Source organism: Candidatus Nitrospira neuquenensis (genome assembly GCF_979578155.1).
On the sequence record NZ_CEFZDU010000011.1, the window covers coordinates 139,982 to 159,446 of the forward strand.

Sequence of the window (19,465 nt, forward strand, 5' to 3'; positions counted from 1 at the left end):
AATGATGGGGGCGCAAACCGTCCCCCGAGGCTGGTGGAGCAAGCGACGGGCCATCGCGGCGGTCCACCGGCCGGGGGAACGCCGTCGGCCTCGTAAGTCCCTGTGTCTGTTGGGCGCTGCGGGATGGTGTCGGGTCGAGGGGGGGCCGGAGGCCGGCCGGCAACCGTCCCCCGGCCTGGACTTTCTGCCCCGGGGAAGACAGGCTGTCCGGTCGCAGCGGTCAGGCCGGATCGGCCTCGATCCCCTCGTCGGCGGGGACGGCGATCGCGCCGTAGGTGCGCAGCTTGCGCAGGAGGGTCTTGCGGTGGATGCCGAGCACCTCCGCGGTGCGCCCGAGGTCCTGTCGGTGGGCCTCGAAGGCGCGCAGGATGTACTCCTGCTCCAGCTCGTCGAGCGTGACCCAGCCGCGCGTCGCGGCCGGCCTGGTTCCCGCCGCGCGCAGGACGTCCGGGAGGTCGTCCGGCATGATGAGGGAATGGGGCGTGAGCACCACGGCCCGTTCGATCACGTGCTCCAGCTCGCGCACGTTGCCCGGCCAGTGGTAGCGCAGGAGCAGCTCCATCGCCTCGGGAGCGAGGCCGGTGACCGGCTTCTCGCGGCCGGCGCCGTACTTCTGCACGAAGCACCGGGCCAGCAGCGGGATGTCCTCGGCCCGCTCGCGCAGCGGCGGGATCGTGATCGCGACGACGTTGAGCCGGTAATAGAGATCCTCCCGGAACTTCCCCGACTCGACGAGGGGCTTCAAGTCCCGGTTGGAGGCGGCGATGATCCGCACGTCCACGTTGGTCGGCTCGGTGCTGCCGACCCGGCGGATCTCCCGCTCCTGGATCACGCGCAGGAGCTTGCCCTGGAGGGCGGGCGAGATGTCGGCGATCTCGTCGAGGAAGCAGGTCCCCTGGTGGGCCTTCTCCAGGAGGCCCTTCTTGGCGGCGATCGCGCCGGTGAAGGCCCCGCGCTCGTGGCCGAACAGCTCGGACTCGAGCAGGGTCTCCGCCAGGGCGCCGCTGTCCACGGCGACGAAGGGACCGCCGCTCCTGGCGCTGTTGGTGTGGATGGCCCGGGCGACGAGCTCCTTGCCCGTGCCGCTCTCCCCCTGGAGCAGGACCGTGCTGTCGGTCTGGGCGACGCGCGCGATCATCTTGTAGACGGCGACCATGCCGGGGCTGCTGCCGACGATCCGCTCGAAGCGGTACCGGTCCCGGAGCTGCTCGCGCAGGGCCTCGTTCTCCCGGAGCACGCGCTTGTGCTCCAGGGCGCGCCGCGCCACGAGCCGGATCTCCTCGACGATGAAGGGCTTGCTGATGTAGTCGAACGCGCCGGCCTTGATCCCGTCCACGGCGGTCTTGAGCGAGCCGTAGGCGGTGAGCAGAATGACGAGCGTGTCGGGGTGGCGCGTCCGCAGCTCGGCCAGCAGGGCCAGGCCGTCCATGCGGGGCATGTTGAGGTCGGTGATGACCACGTCGGGCTGCTCGCGCGCCGCGAGCGCGAGCGCGGCCTCCCCCTCGCCGGCCGTGGCCACGGCGTACCCCTCCTTGCGCAGGATCTCGGTCAGGAGCTCGAGGGTCTCCGCGTCGTCGTCCACGATCAGCACGCGCGCCGGCGTCGCGATCACGATCCCCCTCCTTCGGCCGGCAGGGTCACGGTGAAGCGGGCGCCCTTGCCGAGCTCGCTCTGCACGGTGATCTGCCCTCCGTGGGCCTTGACCGCCTCGGCGGCGATCACGAGCCCCAGGCCGGTGCCGCGGCCGGTCGGCTTGGTCGTGAAGAAGGGCTCGAAGATCCGGTCCAGGTGCTCGGGGGCGATGCCCTGGCCCGTGTCCTCGACCTCCACGGCCACGAGGGGCGGGGCGTCCCCGCCACCGCGCGGAGCCACGGGGTAGCTGCGGATCGTCAGCGTACCGCCCTCGGTCATCGCGTCGAGCGCGTTCTCGATCAGGCAGGAGAAGACTTCCTGGAGTTGCGACCGGTCGGCCCGGACCTTCGGCCGCGCGGGGGTCAGGGTGAGGGCCAGGACCATGCGGCGGCGCGCGACCTCGGGGCGCAGCAGGGAGGCGAGTTCCTCCAGGCAGCGGTTCAGGTCCACGGGGGCGAGGATCGGCTCCGGCCGGCGCGCGTAGAGGAGCAGCTCCTGGATGATCCGCGAGGTGCGCTCGATCTGGGCTTCCACGGTCCGCAGGCGCCGTTGCGCCTCGGCGCCGAGGGTGGGGTCCTCGGCGAGGAGCTGGATGTGGCCGGACAGCGCGGTCAGCGGCGTGCCGATGCGGTGGGCGACGGTCGCGGCGAGCTGGCCGATCGCGGAGAGGCGTTGGGCCCGCGCCGCCTCGTGCTGCAGGGTGGAGAGCCGTTCGTTGGAGCGGAGCAGCTCCTCGTGCTTCTTCCGCAGCTCGGCCGTCGCCTCCTCGACCCGCACCTGCAGGCTGTCGTGGGCGCGGCGCAGTTCCTCATAGAGACGGCGGTTGGCCTCGGTCGCGTCGCGGATGCGTTCCACCATCGCGTTGAACCGCGCCCCGAGCTGGCCGATCTCCCCCTCGCCCTGAACGGGCACCGCGGCGGACATGATGCCCTGGGAGACGGCCTCCACGCCCGCGAGCAGGGTCTTCACCGGACGGTGCACCCTCCAGTAGAAGAAGAGGTTGATGGCGACGACGATCAACGTGCCGGTCACCAGGCGGCGGTTGAGCGAGAGCTTGCGCTGGTAGTCGAGCACCTCGTCGAACTGGGCGGTCGAGAATTCGGCGTAGGCGGCGCCGATCAGCCGGCCCTCGACCGAGATGGGCGCCGCGATCTTCAGCCGGTGTTCCTCCTCCCACCCCTCGAGGTCGGTGATGTCGTGCTCCCGGCGGAGGGCCCGGACGACGAGCGGCGGCACCCGCTCCAGCCGAGGCAGGGCGGTGTTGCCGGCGCTGACGAAGAGCCGCGGGGGCTCCCCGGGCGTCTCCGGCAGGGCGTAGAGCGCGATGTCCAGGAGGTCCGGCCGGCTCGCGAGCAGCTTATAGAGATCGAGCTCGCGCGCGGCCTGGTTGTGAAACTCGGCCGCCGTCGTGATGTGCGCGCCGACCTGCCGGGCCACGGCGGCCACTTCGTCCTGGAAGTTCTGCTTCGCCAGCCGGCCGACGTACACCCGGTCCAGGTACTCGTCGGAAACGGCCGAGACTCCCACGATCATGAGGATGACGAGGGAAACCTTGGTCTGCAGGCTGGCCCGGCGCCACGAGAGCGACATGATCGGAGATCATAGCGCCCCGCGCGGCGGGCCGCAATTCGCCCCTCCGCCCCCGTTGCGCGGACGGCTTGTCCGGGACGGGACAGGTTGTCCCCTCCTGCGGGGCCGACAAGAAGGAGGACCGGCCCCGGCGTAGCGGCACCTCGACGGACGCGGCAGCAAGAAACGGACCCGTCGCCGCCGGCGGCGGGGTTGCGCAGCCGCCGGCCCCCCTCTATGCTGGGGACAACGGCCGGGATCGGCCACGGGGCGGCGGGCTGCGGCCTTTGCCAGAGGAGGCGCCACGGATGTCGGACTTTCATCAAAACGGTGTCGTCACTGTCCTCCACCGGCTGGGACGGCCGAACACCGAGCGGATCGAGTGTGAGCTGGAGCGGCACGGCCGGATCAATCCGATCGCCCTGGTGCTGCCCTGCCTGTACGCGGAGCTGGAGCGGCCGGCGCTGGCGGGCATCGTCGAGCAGCTCAGGGGCGTCGCCTACCTGCGGGAAATCGTCATCGCGCTGGGACGGGCCTCCGCGCTGGAATTCCGGCGGGCGAAGGAATACTTCAAGGCGCTCCCGCAGGACGTCCGGCTCATCTGGGTGGACGGCCCGCGGATCCAGGAGATCCTCAAGGGCCTGGTGGCCCAGGAGATCGACATCGGCCTGCCGGGCAAGGGCCAGTCCTGCTGGATCGCCTTCGGCTACGTGCTGGCCCGGCGGCAGAGCAAGGTGATCGCGCTCCACGACTGCGACATCGTGAGCTACGACCGGGGCTATCTCGCGCGGCTCTGCTACCCGATCGCCAACCCGAACATGGGCTACGAGTTCTGCAAGGGGTACTACAGCCGGGTGACCGACCGGCTGCACGGACGCGTGACGCGGTTGTTCCTCACCCCGCTCATCCGGAGCCTGACGCGGCTGGTGGGCGAGCAGCCCCTGTTGACCTTCCTGGATAGTTTTCGCTATCCCTTGGCCGGGGAATTCGCTATGGTGCGCGAGTTGGCCTGGATCAACCGCATTCCGGGCGACTGGGGCCTGGAGGTCGGCGTGCTCGCCGAGGTGTACCGGAACTGCGCGCTGCGCCGCATCTGCCAGGCGGACATCGCCGAGGCCTACGAGCACAAGCACCAGGCGCTGTCGGCGGACGACCCGGAGCAGGGGCTGCTCAAGATGACCGTGGACATCACCAAGTCCCTCTTCCGCAACCTCGCCAGCGAGGGGGTGGTGCTGACCGAGGAGATGCTCAAGACCCTGCGGGCGACCTACCTGCAGGAGGCGCAGGAGGCGATCCGGCGCTACGAGGACGACGCGGCGATCAACAGCCTCAAGTTCGACCGGCACGAGGAGCGCACGGCGGTGGAGGCCTTCTTAAAGGGCATCAAGCTGGGCACGGAGGTCTTCGCCTCGGACCCGCTGGGGGTGCCGATGATCTCCAACTGGAGCCGCGTCGCCGCGGCGGTCCCGGATATCTACGACCAGTTGCTAGAGGCGGTCGAGGAGGATCTGCGCTGGGACCCGACGGCCGCGGGGGAGCCGGCGAGGACATGAGGGGCGCCGACCGCTCCTTCCGTCTCGTCCGGCCGCGGTCTGCGGAGGCCGTTCCGTGAGCCGCCCGCCCGCGATACAACAGGTCGTGATCGCGGCCGGGGTGTTCCTCGGCGTGCTGGCCGTGGTCTTGGTTGCGCGGTCGCTCGCCTTCCGGGCGCTGCACCGTTGGGCGTCCCGGACCGAGACGCACCGGGACGACCTGATCGTGGCCGGCCTTCGGGGGCCCTCCTTCGCTTGGTGCCTGCTCCTTGCCCTCTACGTCGCCGTGGAAACGGCGGACCTGCCGGGGCGCTACGGCGCCGTCGCGTTGAACCTCATCTACAGCCTGATCGTCCTGTCGGTGACGGCGACCCTCGCGCACCTCGGCGGGACGGCCGTCCGGTACGGGCTCCGGGGGGCGAGGGGCGCGCTGCCCGCGACCGGGCTCACGATGACCTTCCTGAAGGGCGGGATCTGGGTCATCGGGGGCCTCGTCCTGCTCGGTGGGCTGGGCATCTCGGTCACGCCGGTCCTGACCGCGCTGGGTGTGGGCGGTCTGGCCGTCGCGCTCGCGCTGCAGGAAACCCTGTCGAACCTCTTCGCGGGACTGCACCTGCTGATCGAGGAGCCGATCCGGGTCGGCGACTTCGTGCGGCTGGAGTCGGGCCAGGAGGGCTATGTCGCGGACATCGGCTGGCGTAGCACCAAGATCCGGATGCTACCCAACAACATGGTCATCATTCCCAACAGCAAGCTGGCGCAATCCATCGTGACGAACTACTTCATGCCCGAGCGACGGATGGCGCTCCTCATCCCCATCAGCGTGTCCTACTCGGCCGACCCGAACCACATCGAGCGCGTCCTGATCGAGGAGGTGAGCAAGGCGGCCGCCGAGGTGCCGGGCCTCCTGCTCGATCCCGCCCCGGCCGTCCGGTTCAACCCGGGATTCGGCGAGTCGTCGTTGGATTTCACGCTCATCTGCCAAGTCCAAGACTATGAGGCACAGTTCCTCGTCCAGCACGAGATGCGGAAACGAATCCTGAAGCGGTTCCGGGCCGAGGGCATCGAGATCCCCTTCCCGCAACGGGACGTCCACCTCCGCCAGGAGCCCGGACCACCGCCCTCCGTCTGAGCCGTCCCTCCCGCACCGGCCCGCATTTCTTCCCCTCTCGCCCCTTGTCCCTTCGCCCCATGGGCTGGCGTCACCCCGGCCATGGCCTGTTCCGAGCTGGAAGCACCGACCAGCAAAAAGCCATGCCGGCACAGGCCTTATCCATACTAAAGCCTCAAAAGTCTGCATCGCATTGGAAAAGTTTACCGCATATGACTATAAGTTCGGAGTTGACTATGTATTCTAGTTCGGCTATATGGTCAGAACAATGATTCGTCCCAACCCCAAGGTTCGTAGGGCGGACTCGCGGCGATCCTCCCGGGGTGGGGGTGGGCCTTCGGAGTTCTGGCGACTTGGTGGCAGCCCTGTTGCATTGGGGGGACGGCGAGGCGGAGGGCGCCGCAGTATCCGAGCCGACGGGGAATGGCTGCATACGGATCGCCGGCGCCGCTTCGCCGCGTGACGTGCATTCCAGGGAAGGAGGAGCGCTATGCGATGTTTGCGCTGCCAAGGCTGCCTGGTGCCCGAGCGCCTCGTCGATCTCTTGGACGACACGGGCCAGCTCCACTGCGATGGATGGCGCTGCCTGAACTGCGGCGCTATACTGGACCCCCTCGTGCTCGGGCGGCGCGACGGAGGGGAGCCGGTGTCGGCCGATCGCCCCAGACCCAAGCGACGATGGAATCGCCAACTCGTGCCGGTGGTGATCACGCATGAATGACGCGCTTCCCTCCCGCGTCGAGCGCAGGAAGGAACGGACGCGCAAGGTCCTGATGGGCGTCGCCCTCGGCCTCTTCTACGAGAAGGGGATCTACTGGACCAAGATCGAGGACATTACCGAGGAGGCGGACATCGGGAAGGGTACCTTCTATCAGTATTTCGAAACGAAGGAGAGCCTGATCCGGGCTCTCCTCGAGGAGGGGTTGGCCGAGTCCCTGAGCCGGATGCGCGCGGCGGCCGCCGGGGCCGGGGACGGCCCGTCGCTGGTCTGCGCCCTCGTCGGCGCCAAGCTGGATTTTTCCCTGGTGCATCCGGAATACCTGCTCCTGTTCCATCAGGTGCGCGGCTGGCTCCAGTTGAAGACGGAGACGGTGTCGGAGTTGCGCGACGTGTACGACCGGTACCTGGGCCAGGTGGCCGAGTTGCTCCGCCCCGCCGTCCCCGCCGGGCCGGAGCAGGACGGCCGGGCGCGCTGGCTCGCGCTGGCCCTGTCCGCCTTCACGTCCGGGCTGCTGACGTACGCCCTGCTGTTCGACCGGGCGGATGACCCCGTCGCGCGACGCGAGGACCTTCGCCGACGGATCGAGGGCAGCCTCCTGGCGCTTCTGTGAGCGCGGCCTGGCCGCCCTGGCCCGCGGCGATCGGCCGGTCTGGAAACGGAGGGCCCATGGTGGAACGACGACATCGCCCGCGCATCCTGGCCATGATCATGGCCGGCGGGAAGGGCCAGCGGCTGATGCCCCTGACCGAGGTGCGCAGCAAGCCCGCCGTGCCCTTCGCCGGCAAGTACCGCATCATCGACTTCGTGCTCAGCAACCTGCTGAACTCCGAGATCCTGTCCATGTACGTCCTCGTCCAGTACCGCTCGCAATCGCTCATCGAGCACCTGCGCCGGGCCTGGCGGATCGGGGGACGGATCAAGCGGAACTTCATCACGGTCGTGCCGCCCCAGATGAAGGCGCGCGGCGGCTGGTACGAGGGCACCGCGGACGCGGTCTACCAGAACTTGAACCTGGTCCGGGACTTCGCGCCGGACCTGGTCGCGGTGTTCGGGGCGGACCACATCTACCGGATGGACATCGGCCAGATGGTGGAGGCTCATCTCGCGCAGCGGGCCGACGTCACGGTGGCGGCGCTGCCCGTGCCGCTGCACGCGGCCAAGGGCTTCGGCATCATCGAGGCCGACCGGTCGGGTCGCATCGTCGGGTTCGACGAGAAGCCGAAGCAGCCCAAGCCCATGCCCCAGGACCCGGAGCAGGCCTATTCGTCGATGGGCAACTATCTGTTCAACACGCAGGTGCTCCTGGACTCCCTGGAGCAGGATGCGGCCAAGCCCGGCTCCCACGACTTCGGCCGGGACATCATCCCGAACCTCATCGGCTCGCACCGGGTGATGGCCTACAACTTCCTCTCGAACGAGGTGCCCGGCGTGCGGTCCTACGAGGAGCGGGGCTACTGGCGCGACGTCGGGACGCTCGACGCCTACTGGCAGGCGCACATGGACATCCTGGGGGAAGCCCCGATCTTCGACCTGCGGAACACCGACTGGCCGATCTTGACGGACAGCTACGACGGCCCGATCGCCAGCCTCGTGCGCTCGCGCCTCGACGACGCGATGGTCGGCCAGGGCAGTCAGGTGATCGAGGCGGAGATCCGGCGCTCGGTCATCGGCCGGAACGTGCGCATCGAGCACGGAGCGCAGATCGAGGAATGCGTCATCATGGACGGCGCCGTGATCGGGTCCAAGGTGCGGCTGCGCCGTGTCGTCGCCGACCGGTTCAACGTCATCCCGGCCGGGACCGAGATCGGCGGCGATCCGGCCGCGGACCGGCGGCGCTACCAGGTGACCAAGTCCGGGCTGGTGGTCCTGCCGCGGGGGCGCTCGGCGGGCGATCGTCCCGTCGTGGCCGAGCCGTGACGGCCGGGGGCGATCGGGACGCGGGACGGAACGAGGAGGCGCTGGTGCGAGAGCAGCGGGTGCGGCACGGCCGGCCCGGGGAAATCCATGACCGCGCCTGGCTGGGGGGCGAAGCCCACGTGCCGGTCCACCGGGGCTCGGGAGGTTGGGGCGGTGCGCTGCGCGCGCGGGACGGCTTCAGCGGGCGTGCGCTGGGCCTCCTGTTCGTGGCGGGGCTCCTCCTCGGGGGCGGGCTGATCTGGCTCGGCCGGCGCCCGGCCGGAGGATGCCGAGCCGGGGGGCGGCAGGGGCGGAAGTGATGGGGAGCGTGACCACCCTGCTGACGGAGGAGGCGGAGGCCAAGGTTCGGGAGATCGGGCGGACCGACATCCTGGTCGGCATTCCCAGCTACAACAACGCGGCGACGATCGCCCACGTGGTCCGGGCCGTCAGCGCCGGCCTCGCCAAGTACTTCCCCCGCGCTCGGGCGGTCCTGGTGAACAGCGACGGCGGCTCGACGGACGGCACCCGCGAAGTGGTCGCCCGCACGGTCCTCGACCACGGGGCGGTCCTGATCAGCGAGCACCAGAGCCCGCTGCAGAAGATCATCACGCCCTACCACGGCATCCCGGGCAAGGGGAGCGCCTTTCGGACGATCTTCGAGATCGCGCGGCGGCTCGGCGCGAAGGCCTGCGCGGTCGTGGACTCCGACCTGCGCAGCATCACCCCGGAGTGGATCGAGCTGCTGCTGCGTCCCGTCCTGGAGGAGGGCTACGAGTACGTGGCGCCCTACTACCTGCGCCACAAGTACGACGGGACGATCACGAACGGCATCGTCTATCCCCTCACCCGCGCCCTCTACGGGCCGCGCATCCGGCAGCCCATCGGGGGCGACTTCGGCTTCGCCGGCCGGCTGGCGGAGCACTACCTGGACAAGCACGTCTGGGAGTCGGAGGTCGCCCGCTTCGGCATCGACATCTGGATGACCACCGAGGCCATCGCGAGCGGCGCGCGCGTCTGCCAGAGCTTCCTCGGTGCGAAGATCCACAACCCGAAGGACCCGGCGGCGGACCTCTCCGCCATGCTCGTCCAGGTGCTCGGCGCGGTGTTCGCGCTGATGGAAGAGCACCAGAGCATCTGGTCCGCCGTCCAGGAGACCAGGCCGGTGCCCCTGTTCGGGTTCCGGTACGAGGTCGGGGTCGAGCCGGTGAACGTGAACGTGGAGCGGATGGTGGCGACCTTCCGCCAGGGGCTCGCGGACCTGGCGCCGCTCTGGCGGCAGATGCTGGCGCCGGAGACCTTCGAAGGCCTGGGGGTCCTCGCGGACGGCCCCCTGCAGGCCTTCACGCTCTCCGACGACCTCTGGGCGCGCGTGGTGTGCGACGCGGCGGTGGCGTACCACGGCCGCGTGATGCCCCGCGAGCACCTGCTCAAGGCCTTCACCCCGCTCTACCTGGGGCGGACCGCGACCTTCGTGCTCCAGACCCAGGGCCTGACGACGACGGAGGCGGAGGGACGCATCGAGGCGCTCTGCGAGACGTTCGAGCGCCGGAAGCCGTACCTGATCGAGCGGTGGTACGGCCAGTCGGCGTCCTGACGCGGGGCGCCGGAAGGAGGATCAGGCCATGGAACGATTCTGGGAAACCGCGCTGCTCGGCCCGTTGGAGACGCTGGGCGGGCAGGTGCTCGTGTTCCTGCCGAACCTGCTGGCGATGGCCATCATCCTGATCGCGGGCCTGGCGGCGGCCTGGGGCGCCCGCTACGTGATCGAGCGGCTGCTGCGCGTGATCGGCCTCGACCACCTGAGCATGCGACTCGGGGTCAGCGACGCCCTCGCCCGGGGCGGCGTGAAGTCCGACCCCTCCCGGCTCGTCGGCCAGGCGGCCTACTGGCTCGTCGTGCTGTTCGCGGCCGTGGCGGGGATCAGCGCGCTGAACCTGCAGCCGGTCAACCAGCTCGCCCAGTCGTTCCTGGCGTACATCCCGCGCCTGTTCACCGCGCTCCTGATCCTGGTCGCGGGATACCTGCTGTCGAACTTCGTCTCGCAGGCGGTCCTGATCGCCGCGGTGAACGCGGGACTGCCGCCGGCGCGGCTGGTGGCCCTCTGCGCGCGGTGGGGCGTGCAGCTCGCGGCCACGGCGATGGCGCTGGAGCAGCTCGGCATCGCCGAGACGATCGTCGTGGTCGGCTTCGGCGTGGTGCTGGGCGGCGTCGTCCTCGCCGCGGCGATCGCGTTCGGGCTGGGGGCGCGGGACCTGGCGAGGGAGTTCCTGGAGCGCCGGCTCGGCGGAAGCCCGCGCGAGCGCGCGGCGGACGACCTCCGGCATCTCTGAGGCGGGAAGGAGAGAGAGGATGGCGAGCATCGAGCGGGGGACGACGTCCCCGGCGGTCACGCTGCTGACGAGCGACGACCTGCACCTGTTCAACGAGGGCACCCACGTCCGGCTCTACGAGAAGCTGGGCGCGCATCCGGTGTCCCTGCCCGGTGCGGAGGGCACTTACTTCGCGGTCTGGGCGCCGGACGCGGAGGCGGTGAGCGTCATCGGCTCCTTCAACGACTGGGAGCGGGACCGCCATCCGCTGCAGCCGCGCGGCTCCTCCGGCATCTGGGAGGGATTCGTGCCCGGCGTGGGCCGGGGCGCCCTGTACAAGTACCATGTCCGGTCCCGGTTCCACGGCTACCGCGTGGACAAGACCGACCCCTTCTCCCGCTTCAACGAAGTGCCGCCGAAGACCGCTTCCATCGTCTGGGAGCCGGCCTACGAGTGGGGGGACGCCGACTGGATGGCCGCGCGGAAGCGCCGGCAGGGACTTCATGCGCCGATCTCCATCTACGAGGTGCACCTCGGCTCCTGGCGGCGGGTCCCGGAGGAGGGCAACCGGTCGTTGAGCTACCGGGAGCTGGGCCCCACGCTGGCCGACTACGTCGCCGAGGCCGGCTTCACCCACGTCGAGCTGCTGCCGGTCATGGACCACCCCTTCTTCGGCTCCTGGGGCTACCAGACCACCGGCTACTTCGCGCCCTCCGGCTGCTTCGGCGCGCCGGAGGACCTGATGTTCCTGATCGACACCCTGCACCGGCGGGGGATCGGGGTGATCCTGGACTGGGTGCCCTCGCACTTCCCCACCGACGAGCACGGGCTGGCCTACTTCGACGGCACCCACCTCTACGAGCACGCGGACCCGCGCCAGGGGTTTCACCCGGACTGGGGGACCTACGTCTTCAACTACGGGCGCAACGAGGTGCGGAGCTTCCTCCTGAGCAGCGCGCTGTTCTGGCTCGACCGCTACCATGCGGACGGGTTGCGGGTGGACGCGGTCGCCTCGATGCTCTACCTGGACTACTCGCGCAAGGAGGGCGAGTGGATTCCCAACGAATACGGCGGGCGGGAGAACCTGCCGGCGATCGGGTTCCTGCGCCGCCTCAACGAGGAGGTGTACCGGCACTACCCGGACGTCCAGACCTTCGCCGAGGAGTCCACGGCTTGGCCGATGGTGTCGCGGCCGACCTATCTGGGCGGGCTGGGCTTCGGCCTCAAGTGGGACATGGGCTGGATGCACGACACGCTCGACTACATGGCGCTCGACCCCGTCTTCCGCAAGTACCACCAGAACGACCTGACCTTCCGGATGCTCTACGCCTTCCACGAGAACTTCGTGCTGCCCCTCTCGCACGACGAGGTGGTCTACGGCAAGGGCTCCCTGCTCGGCCGGATGCCCGGCGACGACTGGCAGAAGTTCGCGAACCTGCGGCTGCTGTTCGCCTACATGTTCGCGCAGCCGGCCAAGAAGCTGCTCTTCATGGGCGGCGAGTTCGGCCAGTGGGGGGAATGGGCCCACGACGGCAGCCTGGAATGGCACCTGCTCGCGCACGCCCCGCACGCGGGCGTGCGGCGGTGGGTCGCCGACCTCAACCGCCTCTACCGGAGCGAGCCGGCGCTGCACGAGCTGGACTGCGAGCCGGCCGGCTTCGAGTGGATCGACTGCTCCGACGCGGAGGCGAGCGTGGTCGTGCTGCTGCGGAAGGGCCGACGCGCCGAGGAGCTGCTCCTCGTGGCCTGTAACTTCACGCCCGTGCCGCGCCTGGGCTACCGAGTCGGCGCGCCGCGCGCCGGCCTCTGGCGGGAGCTCCTCAACAGCGACGCGACTGAGTACGGCGGGAGCGGGATGGGCAACCTGGGCGGCGTCGAGGCGGTCCCCGTCCCCATGCACGGCCGGTCCCACTCGCTGAGCCTCACCCTCCCGCCGCTCGGCGCCGTCTTCCTCAAGCACGTCGGCCGGTGATCCCTGGGCTCCCCTCCGGGTGGTTGCCCAAGCTTCCCGCCGATGCTCTGGCCGGCCCAGCGGGCCGGGGGGAGACCCTGCCCGGGAGGCCCGGCGCCCGACGGGACGGGACACGACAAGGGAGGGACACCATGTTCGGCGATCGGCGGGGCGGCGTTCGCGGATGGCCGGCGCTCGTCGTCGCCTGCGGGTTGCTCGCGCAGGCGACGGCCTGCTCGCTGACCAGGGACGTGAGCAAGACGGCGAGGACCGGGATCGAGCAGCTCCTGCTCACCCAAGCGCTCGAGCGCAGCCTGGTCACCCTGTCGTTGCCCCTGCCCGACGGGGCGCCGGTCAAGGTGGACGCCGCCTCCCTGACCGGCGGCGACGAGGACCTCGTCAAGAAGCTGATCGAGGACCGCCTGGCCCGGCTGGGCTATCGGCTCCCGGAGAAGCCCGAGGACGCGATCTATCGCGTGCGCGTCGTCGTCCAGGCCTTCGGGACCGAGCAGGGCACCACGTTCTTCGGCATGCCGCCGGTCCAGAGCGTCCTGCTGCCCTTCTCGCTGCCGGAGCTGGCCCTGTACAAGAACGTCCGCCAGCGGGCCGTCGTCCGCCTGTCCCTGGACGTGCACCGGATCCAGACGGGCCAGTACATCACCACGAGCCCCTGGTACGAAGGCACGACCTACAACAACGAGTACACGTTCCTGCTGATCTTCAGCGCGAACCGGAACGACTTGATGGAACCGGAAGTGAGGGACCTGCTTGCCACGAGGTGAGAGGTGCCGGATGACCGGCAGGAGCCGGGCGGCTCCCGGGCCGGCGTGGGCGGCGGTCCTGCTGTGGCTTCTCCCGCTCGCCGGCTGCACCGGCCCCGAGCACGGGATCGTGGTGGACGTCCGGACGGTCGCGCCCGGATCACGGCCGGCGATCTCGCGCCCAGACGGGTTGAAGGTGGCGATCGCGCCCTTCCGGGTGGAGCAGCCGGACAGCGTCCTGGCCGGGTCGCTCGCTCCACTGGTGGGCGACCGCATCCGCCTCATCGTCAAGGGGGAGGATGTGGGACAGGACGTGGCCGAGGTCTTCGTCGACGACCTGAAGCGGCGACTGGGATGGCGGACGTGGCTGGACAAGGCGGGCGTGCTGCCCCTCGACGGAGGGCCGGATGTCCGGATGTCCGGCCTCCTGCGGAAGTGCGTCGCCAGCGCCGACACGGGGTTCTTCGGCACGACCGTCGAGGTCGAGGTGGACCTGGCGGTGGACGTGCTCAACACGGAGGGCGGCGGCCGCCTGCGCATCGAGCTGGCCGGGCGGGTCTCCCGTTGGATCGGAGACTTCGAGCCCGGCGAGATCAACGAGCTGCTGAACGAAGCCATCCGGCAGTCGGTCGACCACTTCCTCGCCGAGACCGAGGTCTCGGGCCGCCGCTTGGTCTCGACGGCGGCCGGCGAGCGGTAACAGGCTGTTGAAAAAACTCTTTTCGGCCTTGCTCAGACACCGCGGCACAGGGTTCCAGACGGAACCAGAATCGCTCGCAGATGGTCAAACAGGCCGTCCAGCAAGGCCGCCTGCCTGGCGGCAGGCGTGCGGCGAGCGAAGAGGCGAGGCGTACTCTCTGCCGTCCGTTGAGCTTCCGAGCGACGCGAGCGTGCCGCCGGCGGACGTTGTCGACATCCTGGTACGCCCGGCCCGGCACTTCCGAGGACCTGCAGGTGGGGCTGGTCGCCACGGTCGTCGCGACGGCCGCGCTGGCCCTGATCTGGCCCCTCGCCTTCCGCCGTGGGTTCCGGAAGCGGCTCACCGCAGTCGAGTCCCGGCACGGCACGCGCATCCGCTCCCCCACGGATCCGGCGCCTGGCGTGGCCGTCGGCCGAGCGGGTCACGGCCATCCCCCTGGGAGCCGTCAAGGCGCTCCGCGGAGTTCAGCTTCTTCCCCAGGACCCGCGGCCTCGCGGGCCTGCTGTTCGGCTACCCCTTATCGGTGATCAGGGCCGGTGTCGAGGCGATCCTCTCCTCCCTCCCGGACCTGGTCGTGGTGGTCGTCAACATCGCGGTCACCCGGTACGAGATCGACGTCGGGGTCACGATCCCCCACTCGATGGTCCTCGGGAGCCACCTCGCCAACGACAGCACGTCGGCCGGGGAACGCGGGCTGACCCTCCATACGAGCGTCACGATTGGTTACGACGTCCCCCGGCGGAAGGTCCACGAGCCGCTGATCGCGGCCGCCCGGGCCACCGAGCACCTGAAGGCCAAGCCGGAGCCCTTCGTTCTCCAGACCGCGCCGAACGACTTCTACGTCAGCGACGAGCTCAACGCCGACACCGGTCAGCCCACCCGGATGGCCGAGGTCTCCTCCGAGCGGCATCGGCACAGCCAGGACAAGTTCAACGAGGCCGGAGTGGAGATCATGTCCCCCCACGCTGCGCAGCTCCGGGACGGCAACCGGACGACGATCCCCGCCGAGGACGTGACGGAGGGCGACGAGCCACCGGCCCACCCTGTGACCCACGTGGAGGGGCCGGACCCCGCCCTGCGCGCGGAGGCGCGCGCCGACGCCCCGGGCCGACGGGAGCCCTGAGCCCGCATGGACATCGCCCTCGCAATCGCCGCGATCGGCCTCCTGGTCTTCCTGGCCCACCTGTTCACGGCGGTGTTCGAGCAGACGCGGCTGCCCGACGTGCTCTGGTTGATCCTGATCGGCCTGCTCCTGGGCCCCCTGCTCGGCTTCGTCGAGCCGGAGGACTTCGGGGCGGTGGGAGGGGTCGTGACGACCATCACGCTGATCATCCTTCTCTTCGAGGAGGGTGTGGGCCTGAGCCTCACCGTGCTCCGGCAGGCGGCGCGCGGCACGCTCGGGCTGACGCTGACCGGCTTCGCGGCGACCGCGGGGGCGGTCGGCGCCTGCGCCCTCGCGCTGACCGACCTGGACCCCGTCGCGGCCCTGATGCTGGGCGCGATCGTCGGCTCCACCTCCCCGGCGGTCGTCATCCCGTTGGTCAAGCAGCTCCGGATGGGCGAGGAGAGCCGCACGATCCTGTTCCTCGAGTCGGCGGCCAGCGACGTCCTGAGCATCGTCGTCGCGATCGCGCTCGTGGAGCTGCACCGGCTGGGGGAGCTGCGTGTGGGCCTCATGGTCGGGGAGATCCTCTCGTCCTTCGTCCTCGCCTCGCTGCTCGGCATCGGCAGCGGCTTCCTGTGGTCCATGCTGCTGGACAAGGTCAGAAACCTCAAGCACGCGGTCTTCACGACCCCGGCGTTCCTCTTCGTCGTCTTCGGCGTGACGGAGCTGCTCGGCTTCAGCGGCTACATCGCGGCCCTGGCCTTCGGCGTCACGCTGGGGAACATCGAGGCGGTGGAGCTGCCGCGGCTCAAGCAGCTCACGCCCCTGGTCCCGCTCACCTTCAACGACACGGAGCGGGTCTTCTTCGCCGAGGTCGCCTTCCTGCTCAAGACCTTCTTCTTCGTGTACGTGGGACTCTCCGTCCACCTGACGGACGTCGGCGTCGTATCGGTCGCCGGGGCGCTGACGCTGGCGATCTACCTGATGCGGGTCCCCGTCGTCCGGCTCACGGTCCGCCGGACCACGCCCGTCGGCGACGCCTCGCTGATGGCCGTCATGGCGCCCAAGGGCCTGGCGGCGGTCGTCCTCTCCGCGATGCCGCTGCAGGCGGGCATCCCCGGGGGGGAGCTGATCCGGGACGTCACCTACGCCGTGGTCCTGTTCAGCATCGTGCTCACCGCAGTGCTCGTGTTCCTCCTCGAGCGGACCGCGCTGGCCGGGGTCTACGCGCGGGTCTTCGCCGGGTTCGCCGGCCCGACGTCGGCCTCCGACGCGGACTCCACGGCCCCGTCCTGAGGCGTTGCGCGGAGCTCCGAAATCGGTTGCGCAAGCCGGCCGGCTGTGCGATGCGTGGAGCGGTGCGCCGCCCGACCGCGCGACAGGACGCGGGCGGCGCGGCTCGACGGGAGTCTGTATGACCGACCTGGCCATCGCCCTGCTGATCTTCGGCGCCGCCTACCTGGCGATCGTCACCGAACGCATCCACAAGACCATCGTCGCCCTCTTCGGCGCGGCGCTGATGATCAGCCTCGGCGTGGTCACACAGGAGGAGGCCTTCTACTCGCCGGAGCTCGGGGTGGACTACAACGTCATCTTCCTGCTGATCGGGATGATGGTGATCGTCAACGTCACGCGAAAAACGGGGCTCTTCGAGGTGCTCGCCATCTGGGCCGCCAAGCGGGCGAAGGCCAGGCCCTTCCGGATGCTCGTCCTGCTGGCCGTCATCACCGCGGGGCTCTCGGCCCTGCTGGACAACGTGACGACCGTGCTGCTCATGGCGCCGGTGACCCTGGAGATCTGCCGGCGATTGGAGCTGAACCCGGTCTCCTTCCTCGTCAGCGAGGCCTTGGCCTCCAACATCGGGGGGACGGCCACCCTGGTCGGCGACCCCCCCAACATCATGATCGCGAGCAAGGCCGAGCTGAGCTACGTGGAGTTCGTCGCGATGTTGGGGCCCGTCGTGCTGGTCATCATGGCGGCGTTCCTCGGCGCCCTCTGGCTCGTCGCCGGCCGCTCGATGACGGTCGCGCCCCGTCTCCGCGAGGCGGTGCTGGCCCTCCGCGAGCGGGACGCGATCCGCGACCGCCGGCTCCTGATCCAGTGCGTCTGGCTGCTGGTCCTGACCACGATCGGCTTCTGTTTCCACGGCCTCCTGCGCCTGGAGCCCGCCACGGTCGCGCTGCTGGGGGCGAGCCTGTTCATGCTCGTCGGGCACGGCCACGGCGGGGGCGAGCACGGAGAGGAGCTGGACTACCTGACCGAGGTCGAGTGGAAGACGATCTTCTTTTTCATCGGGCTCTTCATCCTGGTCGGCGGGCTGGTCAAGGTCGGGGCGATGGGGTACCTGGCGGACGAGCTGGTCCTGTTCACGCGGGGGAACACCGCCGGCACGACGTTCAGCGTCCTGTTGGGCTCGGCGATCCTGTCGGCCGTCGTGGACAACATTCCCTATGTCGCCGCCATGAACCCGCTCATCGTGGACCTGGCCCGGTCGCTCCATCCCGAGGTGACCGACTACGCGGCGCTCGTGCGCCAGCCGGACATCCAGCCGCTCTGGTGGGCGCTGGCGCTCGGGGCCTGCCTGGGCGGCAACGGCACGCTCATCGGGGCGACGGCCAACGTCGTCATCGTGGACCTCGCCCGCCGCGCCGGGCACACGATCACGTTCTGGCGTTTCTTCGCCCTGGGTTTTCCGGTGATGCTCGGCTCGGTGGCCATCAGCGCGGCGTACCTGTGGCTGCGGTTCTTCTGACGGTCCAGGGGCGGGCGGGAGCCGGTCACACGGAAGCGAGGAGACCCAGGATCGCTTGGTTCCAGCCCGCCGGGCCGATGCCCGTGGTGCGAATCAGGCCGGGGAGTCGGATCGCCTCGACGTGGGAGCCGTCCGGTTTGCGCACGAGGACCGGCCGGTCGGCGAGGGCCAGCATGGGGAGGTCGTTGAGGTCGTCGCCGATGGCGATGGTCAGGAGGGGCTGGCCCTGGCGGCTGGCGACCTGCCGGTAACATTCGATCAGGGTCTGGCAGGCCTTCCCCTTGTCGCTGTCGCCGGTCAGATGGAAAAAGCGCCCCCCCCTGGTGCAGCGCAGCCCCCGCGCCTCGGCCAACCGGTGAACCTCGTCGGCCAGCTCCGGTCGGTCCTCGATGACGAAGGGCTCGTCATATTCCCGTTGCTTGGCGAGGAGCGCCTCCTGGGGCGCCAGACCCGTCAGGGCCCTGACCTCGTCCAGCGACATGTCCCCGAAGCCGATGAGCCGGCAGCCGAGGGCCTGCCCGATTTCCTTGAGCGCGGCGCGGAGCCGCGCACAGGGGATGCCCAGCTCGATCACCTGGAACGAGCCGCGCACGGCGGCCCAGGGGACGGGAAAGGGGAAATAGCCCTTGGGAAGAAAGACCGCCCCGCCGTTCTCGACGATGAAGGGATCGGCCAGGCCGAGCCGCTGGCGGATCGGCTCCATCTCGGCCCTGGTCTTGCTCGACGCGAGGATCAGGGGGATGGCGCGGGCGCGGAGCGCGTCGAGCGCCTCCTTGGCGCCGTCGAAGGCGTAGGTATCCGCGTCGAGCAGGGTCCCGTCGAGGTCCGTCAGGACGAGGAGGCGGGGCTTGGCCCGCGGAAGGGGGGTGGGATCGGTCGAGCCCGTCATGGACAGACTCTAGCGGAGGGGGACCGGCTGCGCAACCGCGCCGGGCGGGATTGACAGGGGCCCGGGAAGCCTGCACACTGCGGCTTCCATTCGCGAGCCACGATGGTCTGGACCCCCACGCTCAACGCGGTGCTCGGCAGCCTGGTGCTGACGGTCGGCTTCTGGCTGATGACGGGCGAGCTGTCCGTGCCGGTGGCCGCGGCCATCGCCCTGGGCTCGGCCGGGTTCCTGGCCTGGCGAGGGACGACGGTGGGGGCCGTCTGGGCCTGGGCCACGCTGCTCCTCGGCCTGGAGAGCCTGGCCTGGCCGATCACCACCATGGTCCGGATCCACCGGGCCACGGCCGCGCCGACCGACGAGCAGATGGGGCAGATCCTGACCTCCTTCCTGTTCGGCGGCTTCGCCGCGATCTTCTGGATGAGCTTCGCTTACGGAATTTTCCGGCGGATCGGCCGGCCGGAAGGCGGGACGCCGGCCGCGGCGGGGACCCCGGAGCCCCCGCCGTCTCGGCGCAAGCGTCGAGGGCGGTAGCCG

The 19,465-nt window shown here is 70.0% G+C and carries 18 protein-coding genes; 15 read left to right on the forward strand and 3 right to left on the reverse strand.

Annotation, left to right across the window (positions count from 1 at the left end):
- Nucleotides 1-220: 220 nt before the first annotated feature.
- Both AC1U7O_RS05730 and AC1U7O_RS05735 read right to left on the reverse strand, forming a co-directional pair.
- Nucleotides 221-1,612: a sigma-54-dependent transcriptional regulator gene (locus tag AC1U7O_RS05730; protein WP_479893664.1), complete on the reverse strand. Its 1,392-nt coding sequence runs from the start codon at nucleotides 1,610-1,612 to the stop codon at nucleotides 221-223.
- Nucleotides 1,609-3,222 (reverse strand): sensor histidine kinase, encoded by a 1,614-nt coding sequence (locus AC1U7O_RS05735; RefSeq protein WP_479893666.1) that lies wholly within the window; start codon nucleotides 3,220-3,222, stop codon nucleotides 1,609-1,611. Before AC1U7O_RS05735 ends, AC1U7O_RS05730 begins: the two co-directional genes overlap by 4 nt.
- A gap of 287 nt (nucleotides 3,223-3,509) precedes the next feature.
- On the opposite strand from AC1U7O_RS05735, the gene AC1U7O_RS05740 reads away from it, so the two are divergent.
- From AC1U7O_RS05740 to AC1U7O_RS05805, 14 genes are all read left to right on the forward strand, one after another.
- Nucleotides 3,510-4,754, forward strand: a complete 1,245-nt coding sequence (locus AC1U7O_RS05740) for a glycosyltransferase family protein (protein ID WP_479893668.1) — start codon at nucleotides 3,510-3,512, stop codon at nucleotides 4,752-4,754.
- 55 nt (nucleotides 4,755-4,809) lie between these two features.
- Complete coding sequence (locus AC1U7O_RS05745) at nucleotides 4,810-5,865, forward strand: mechanosensitive ion channel family protein (RefSeq protein ID WP_479893669.1); 1,056 nt, start codon at nucleotides 4,810-4,812, stop codon at nucleotides 5,863-5,865.
- A 469-nt stretch (nucleotides 5,866-6,334) separates the two neighbouring features.
- The gene (locus AC1U7O_RS05750) at nucleotides 6,335-6,565 is read left to right on the forward strand and encodes a hypothetical protein (RefSeq protein WP_479893670.1); all 231 of its coding nucleotides are present in this window, start codon (nucleotides 6,335-6,337) and stop codon (nucleotides 6,563-6,565) included.
- Entirely contained in the window at nucleotides 6,558-7,175 is a 618-nt protein-coding gene (locus tag AC1U7O_RS05755; RefSeq protein ID WP_479893672.1) for a TetR/AcrR family transcriptional regulator, read from the forward strand. Before AC1U7O_RS05750 ends, AC1U7O_RS05755 begins: the two co-directional genes overlap by 8 nt.
- Before the next feature lie 56 nt (nucleotides 7,176-7,231).
- Nucleotides 7,232-8,482, forward strand: coding sequence for a glucose-1-phosphate adenylyltransferase (glgC, locus tag AC1U7O_RS05760; RefSeq protein ID WP_479893674.1), 1,251 nt, complete (start codon nucleotides 7,232-7,234; stop codon nucleotides 8,480-8,482).
- Nucleotides 8,483-8,526: 44 nt separating this feature from the next.
- Nucleotides 8,527-8,781, forward strand: coding sequence for a hypothetical protein (locus AC1U7O_RS05765; RefSeq protein ID WP_479893676.1), 255 nt, complete (start codon nucleotides 8,527-8,529; stop codon nucleotides 8,779-8,781).
- A gap of 8 nt (nucleotides 8,782-8,789) precedes the next feature.
- Nucleotides 8,790-10,058: a glycosyltransferase gene (locus AC1U7O_RS05770; protein ID WP_479893677.1), complete on the forward strand. Its 1,269-nt coding sequence runs from the start codon at nucleotides 8,790-8,792 to the stop codon at nucleotides 10,056-10,058.
- A gap of 28 nt (nucleotides 10,059-10,086) precedes the next feature.
- Nucleotides 10,087-10,794 carry a mechanosensitive ion channel family protein gene (locus AC1U7O_RS05775; protein WP_479893678.1) on the forward strand — a complete coding sequence of 236 codons (708 nt, stop codon included), beginning with the start codon at nucleotides 10,087-10,089 and terminating at the stop codon, nucleotides 10,792-10,794.
- A 19-nt stretch (nucleotides 10,795-10,813) separates the two neighbouring features.
- On the forward strand, nucleotides 10,814-12,745 hold the full coding sequence (glgB, locus tag AC1U7O_RS05780; RefSeq protein WP_479893679.1) for a 1,4-alpha-glucan branching protein GlgB: 1,932 nt from the start codon (nucleotides 10,814-10,816) through the stop codon (nucleotides 12,743-12,745).
- 131 nt (nucleotides 12,746-12,876) lie between these two features.
- A complete protein-coding gene (locus tag AC1U7O_RS05785; RefSeq protein WP_479893680.1) occupies nucleotides 12,877-13,506 on the forward strand; it encodes a hypothetical protein in 630 nt (209 codons plus the stop codon).
- A 10-nt stretch (nucleotides 13,507-13,516) separates the two neighbouring features.
- Nucleotides 13,517-14,185 carry a hypothetical protein gene (locus tag AC1U7O_RS05790; RefSeq protein ID WP_479893681.1) on the forward strand — a complete coding sequence of 223 codons (669 nt, stop codon included), beginning with the start codon at nucleotides 13,517-13,519 and terminating at the stop codon, nucleotides 14,183-14,185.
- A 523-nt stretch (nucleotides 14,186-14,708) separates the two neighbouring features.
- Entirely contained in the window at nucleotides 14,709-15,308 is a 600-nt protein-coding gene (locus AC1U7O_RS05795; protein ID WP_479893682.1) for a hypothetical protein, read from the forward strand.
- A 6-nt stretch (nucleotides 15,309-15,314) separates the two neighbouring features.
- Nucleotides 15,315-16,586, forward strand: a complete 1,272-nt coding sequence (locus tag AC1U7O_RS05800; protein WP_479893683.1) for a cation:proton antiporter domain-containing protein — start codon at nucleotides 15,315-15,317, stop codon at nucleotides 16,584-16,586.
- A gap of 118 nt (nucleotides 16,587-16,704) precedes the next feature.
- Nucleotides 16,705-18,042, forward strand: a complete 1,338-nt coding sequence (locus AC1U7O_RS05805) for an ArsB/NhaD family transporter (protein WP_479893684.1) — start codon at nucleotides 16,705-16,707, stop codon at nucleotides 18,040-18,042.
- Between the two features lie 25 nt (nucleotides 18,043-18,067).
- Here the strand turns inward: AC1U7O_RS05805 and AC1U7O_RS05810 are convergent, their stop codons facing one another.
- The gene (locus AC1U7O_RS05810; RefSeq protein WP_479893685.1) at nucleotides 18,068-18,931 is read right to left on the reverse strand and encodes an HAD-IIB family hydrolase; all 864 of its coding nucleotides are present in this window, start codon (nucleotides 18,929-18,931) and stop codon (nucleotides 18,068-18,070) included.
- Between the two features lie 102 nt (nucleotides 18,932-19,033).
- Between AC1U7O_RS05810 and AC1U7O_RS05815 the strand changes: the two genes are divergently transcribed.
- Nucleotides 19,034-19,462 (forward strand): hypothetical protein, encoded by a 429-nt coding sequence (locus tag AC1U7O_RS05815; RefSeq protein ID WP_479893686.1) that lies wholly within the window; start codon nucleotides 19,034-19,036, stop codon nucleotides 19,460-19,462.
- Nucleotides 19,463-19,465 lie beyond the last annotated feature (3 nt).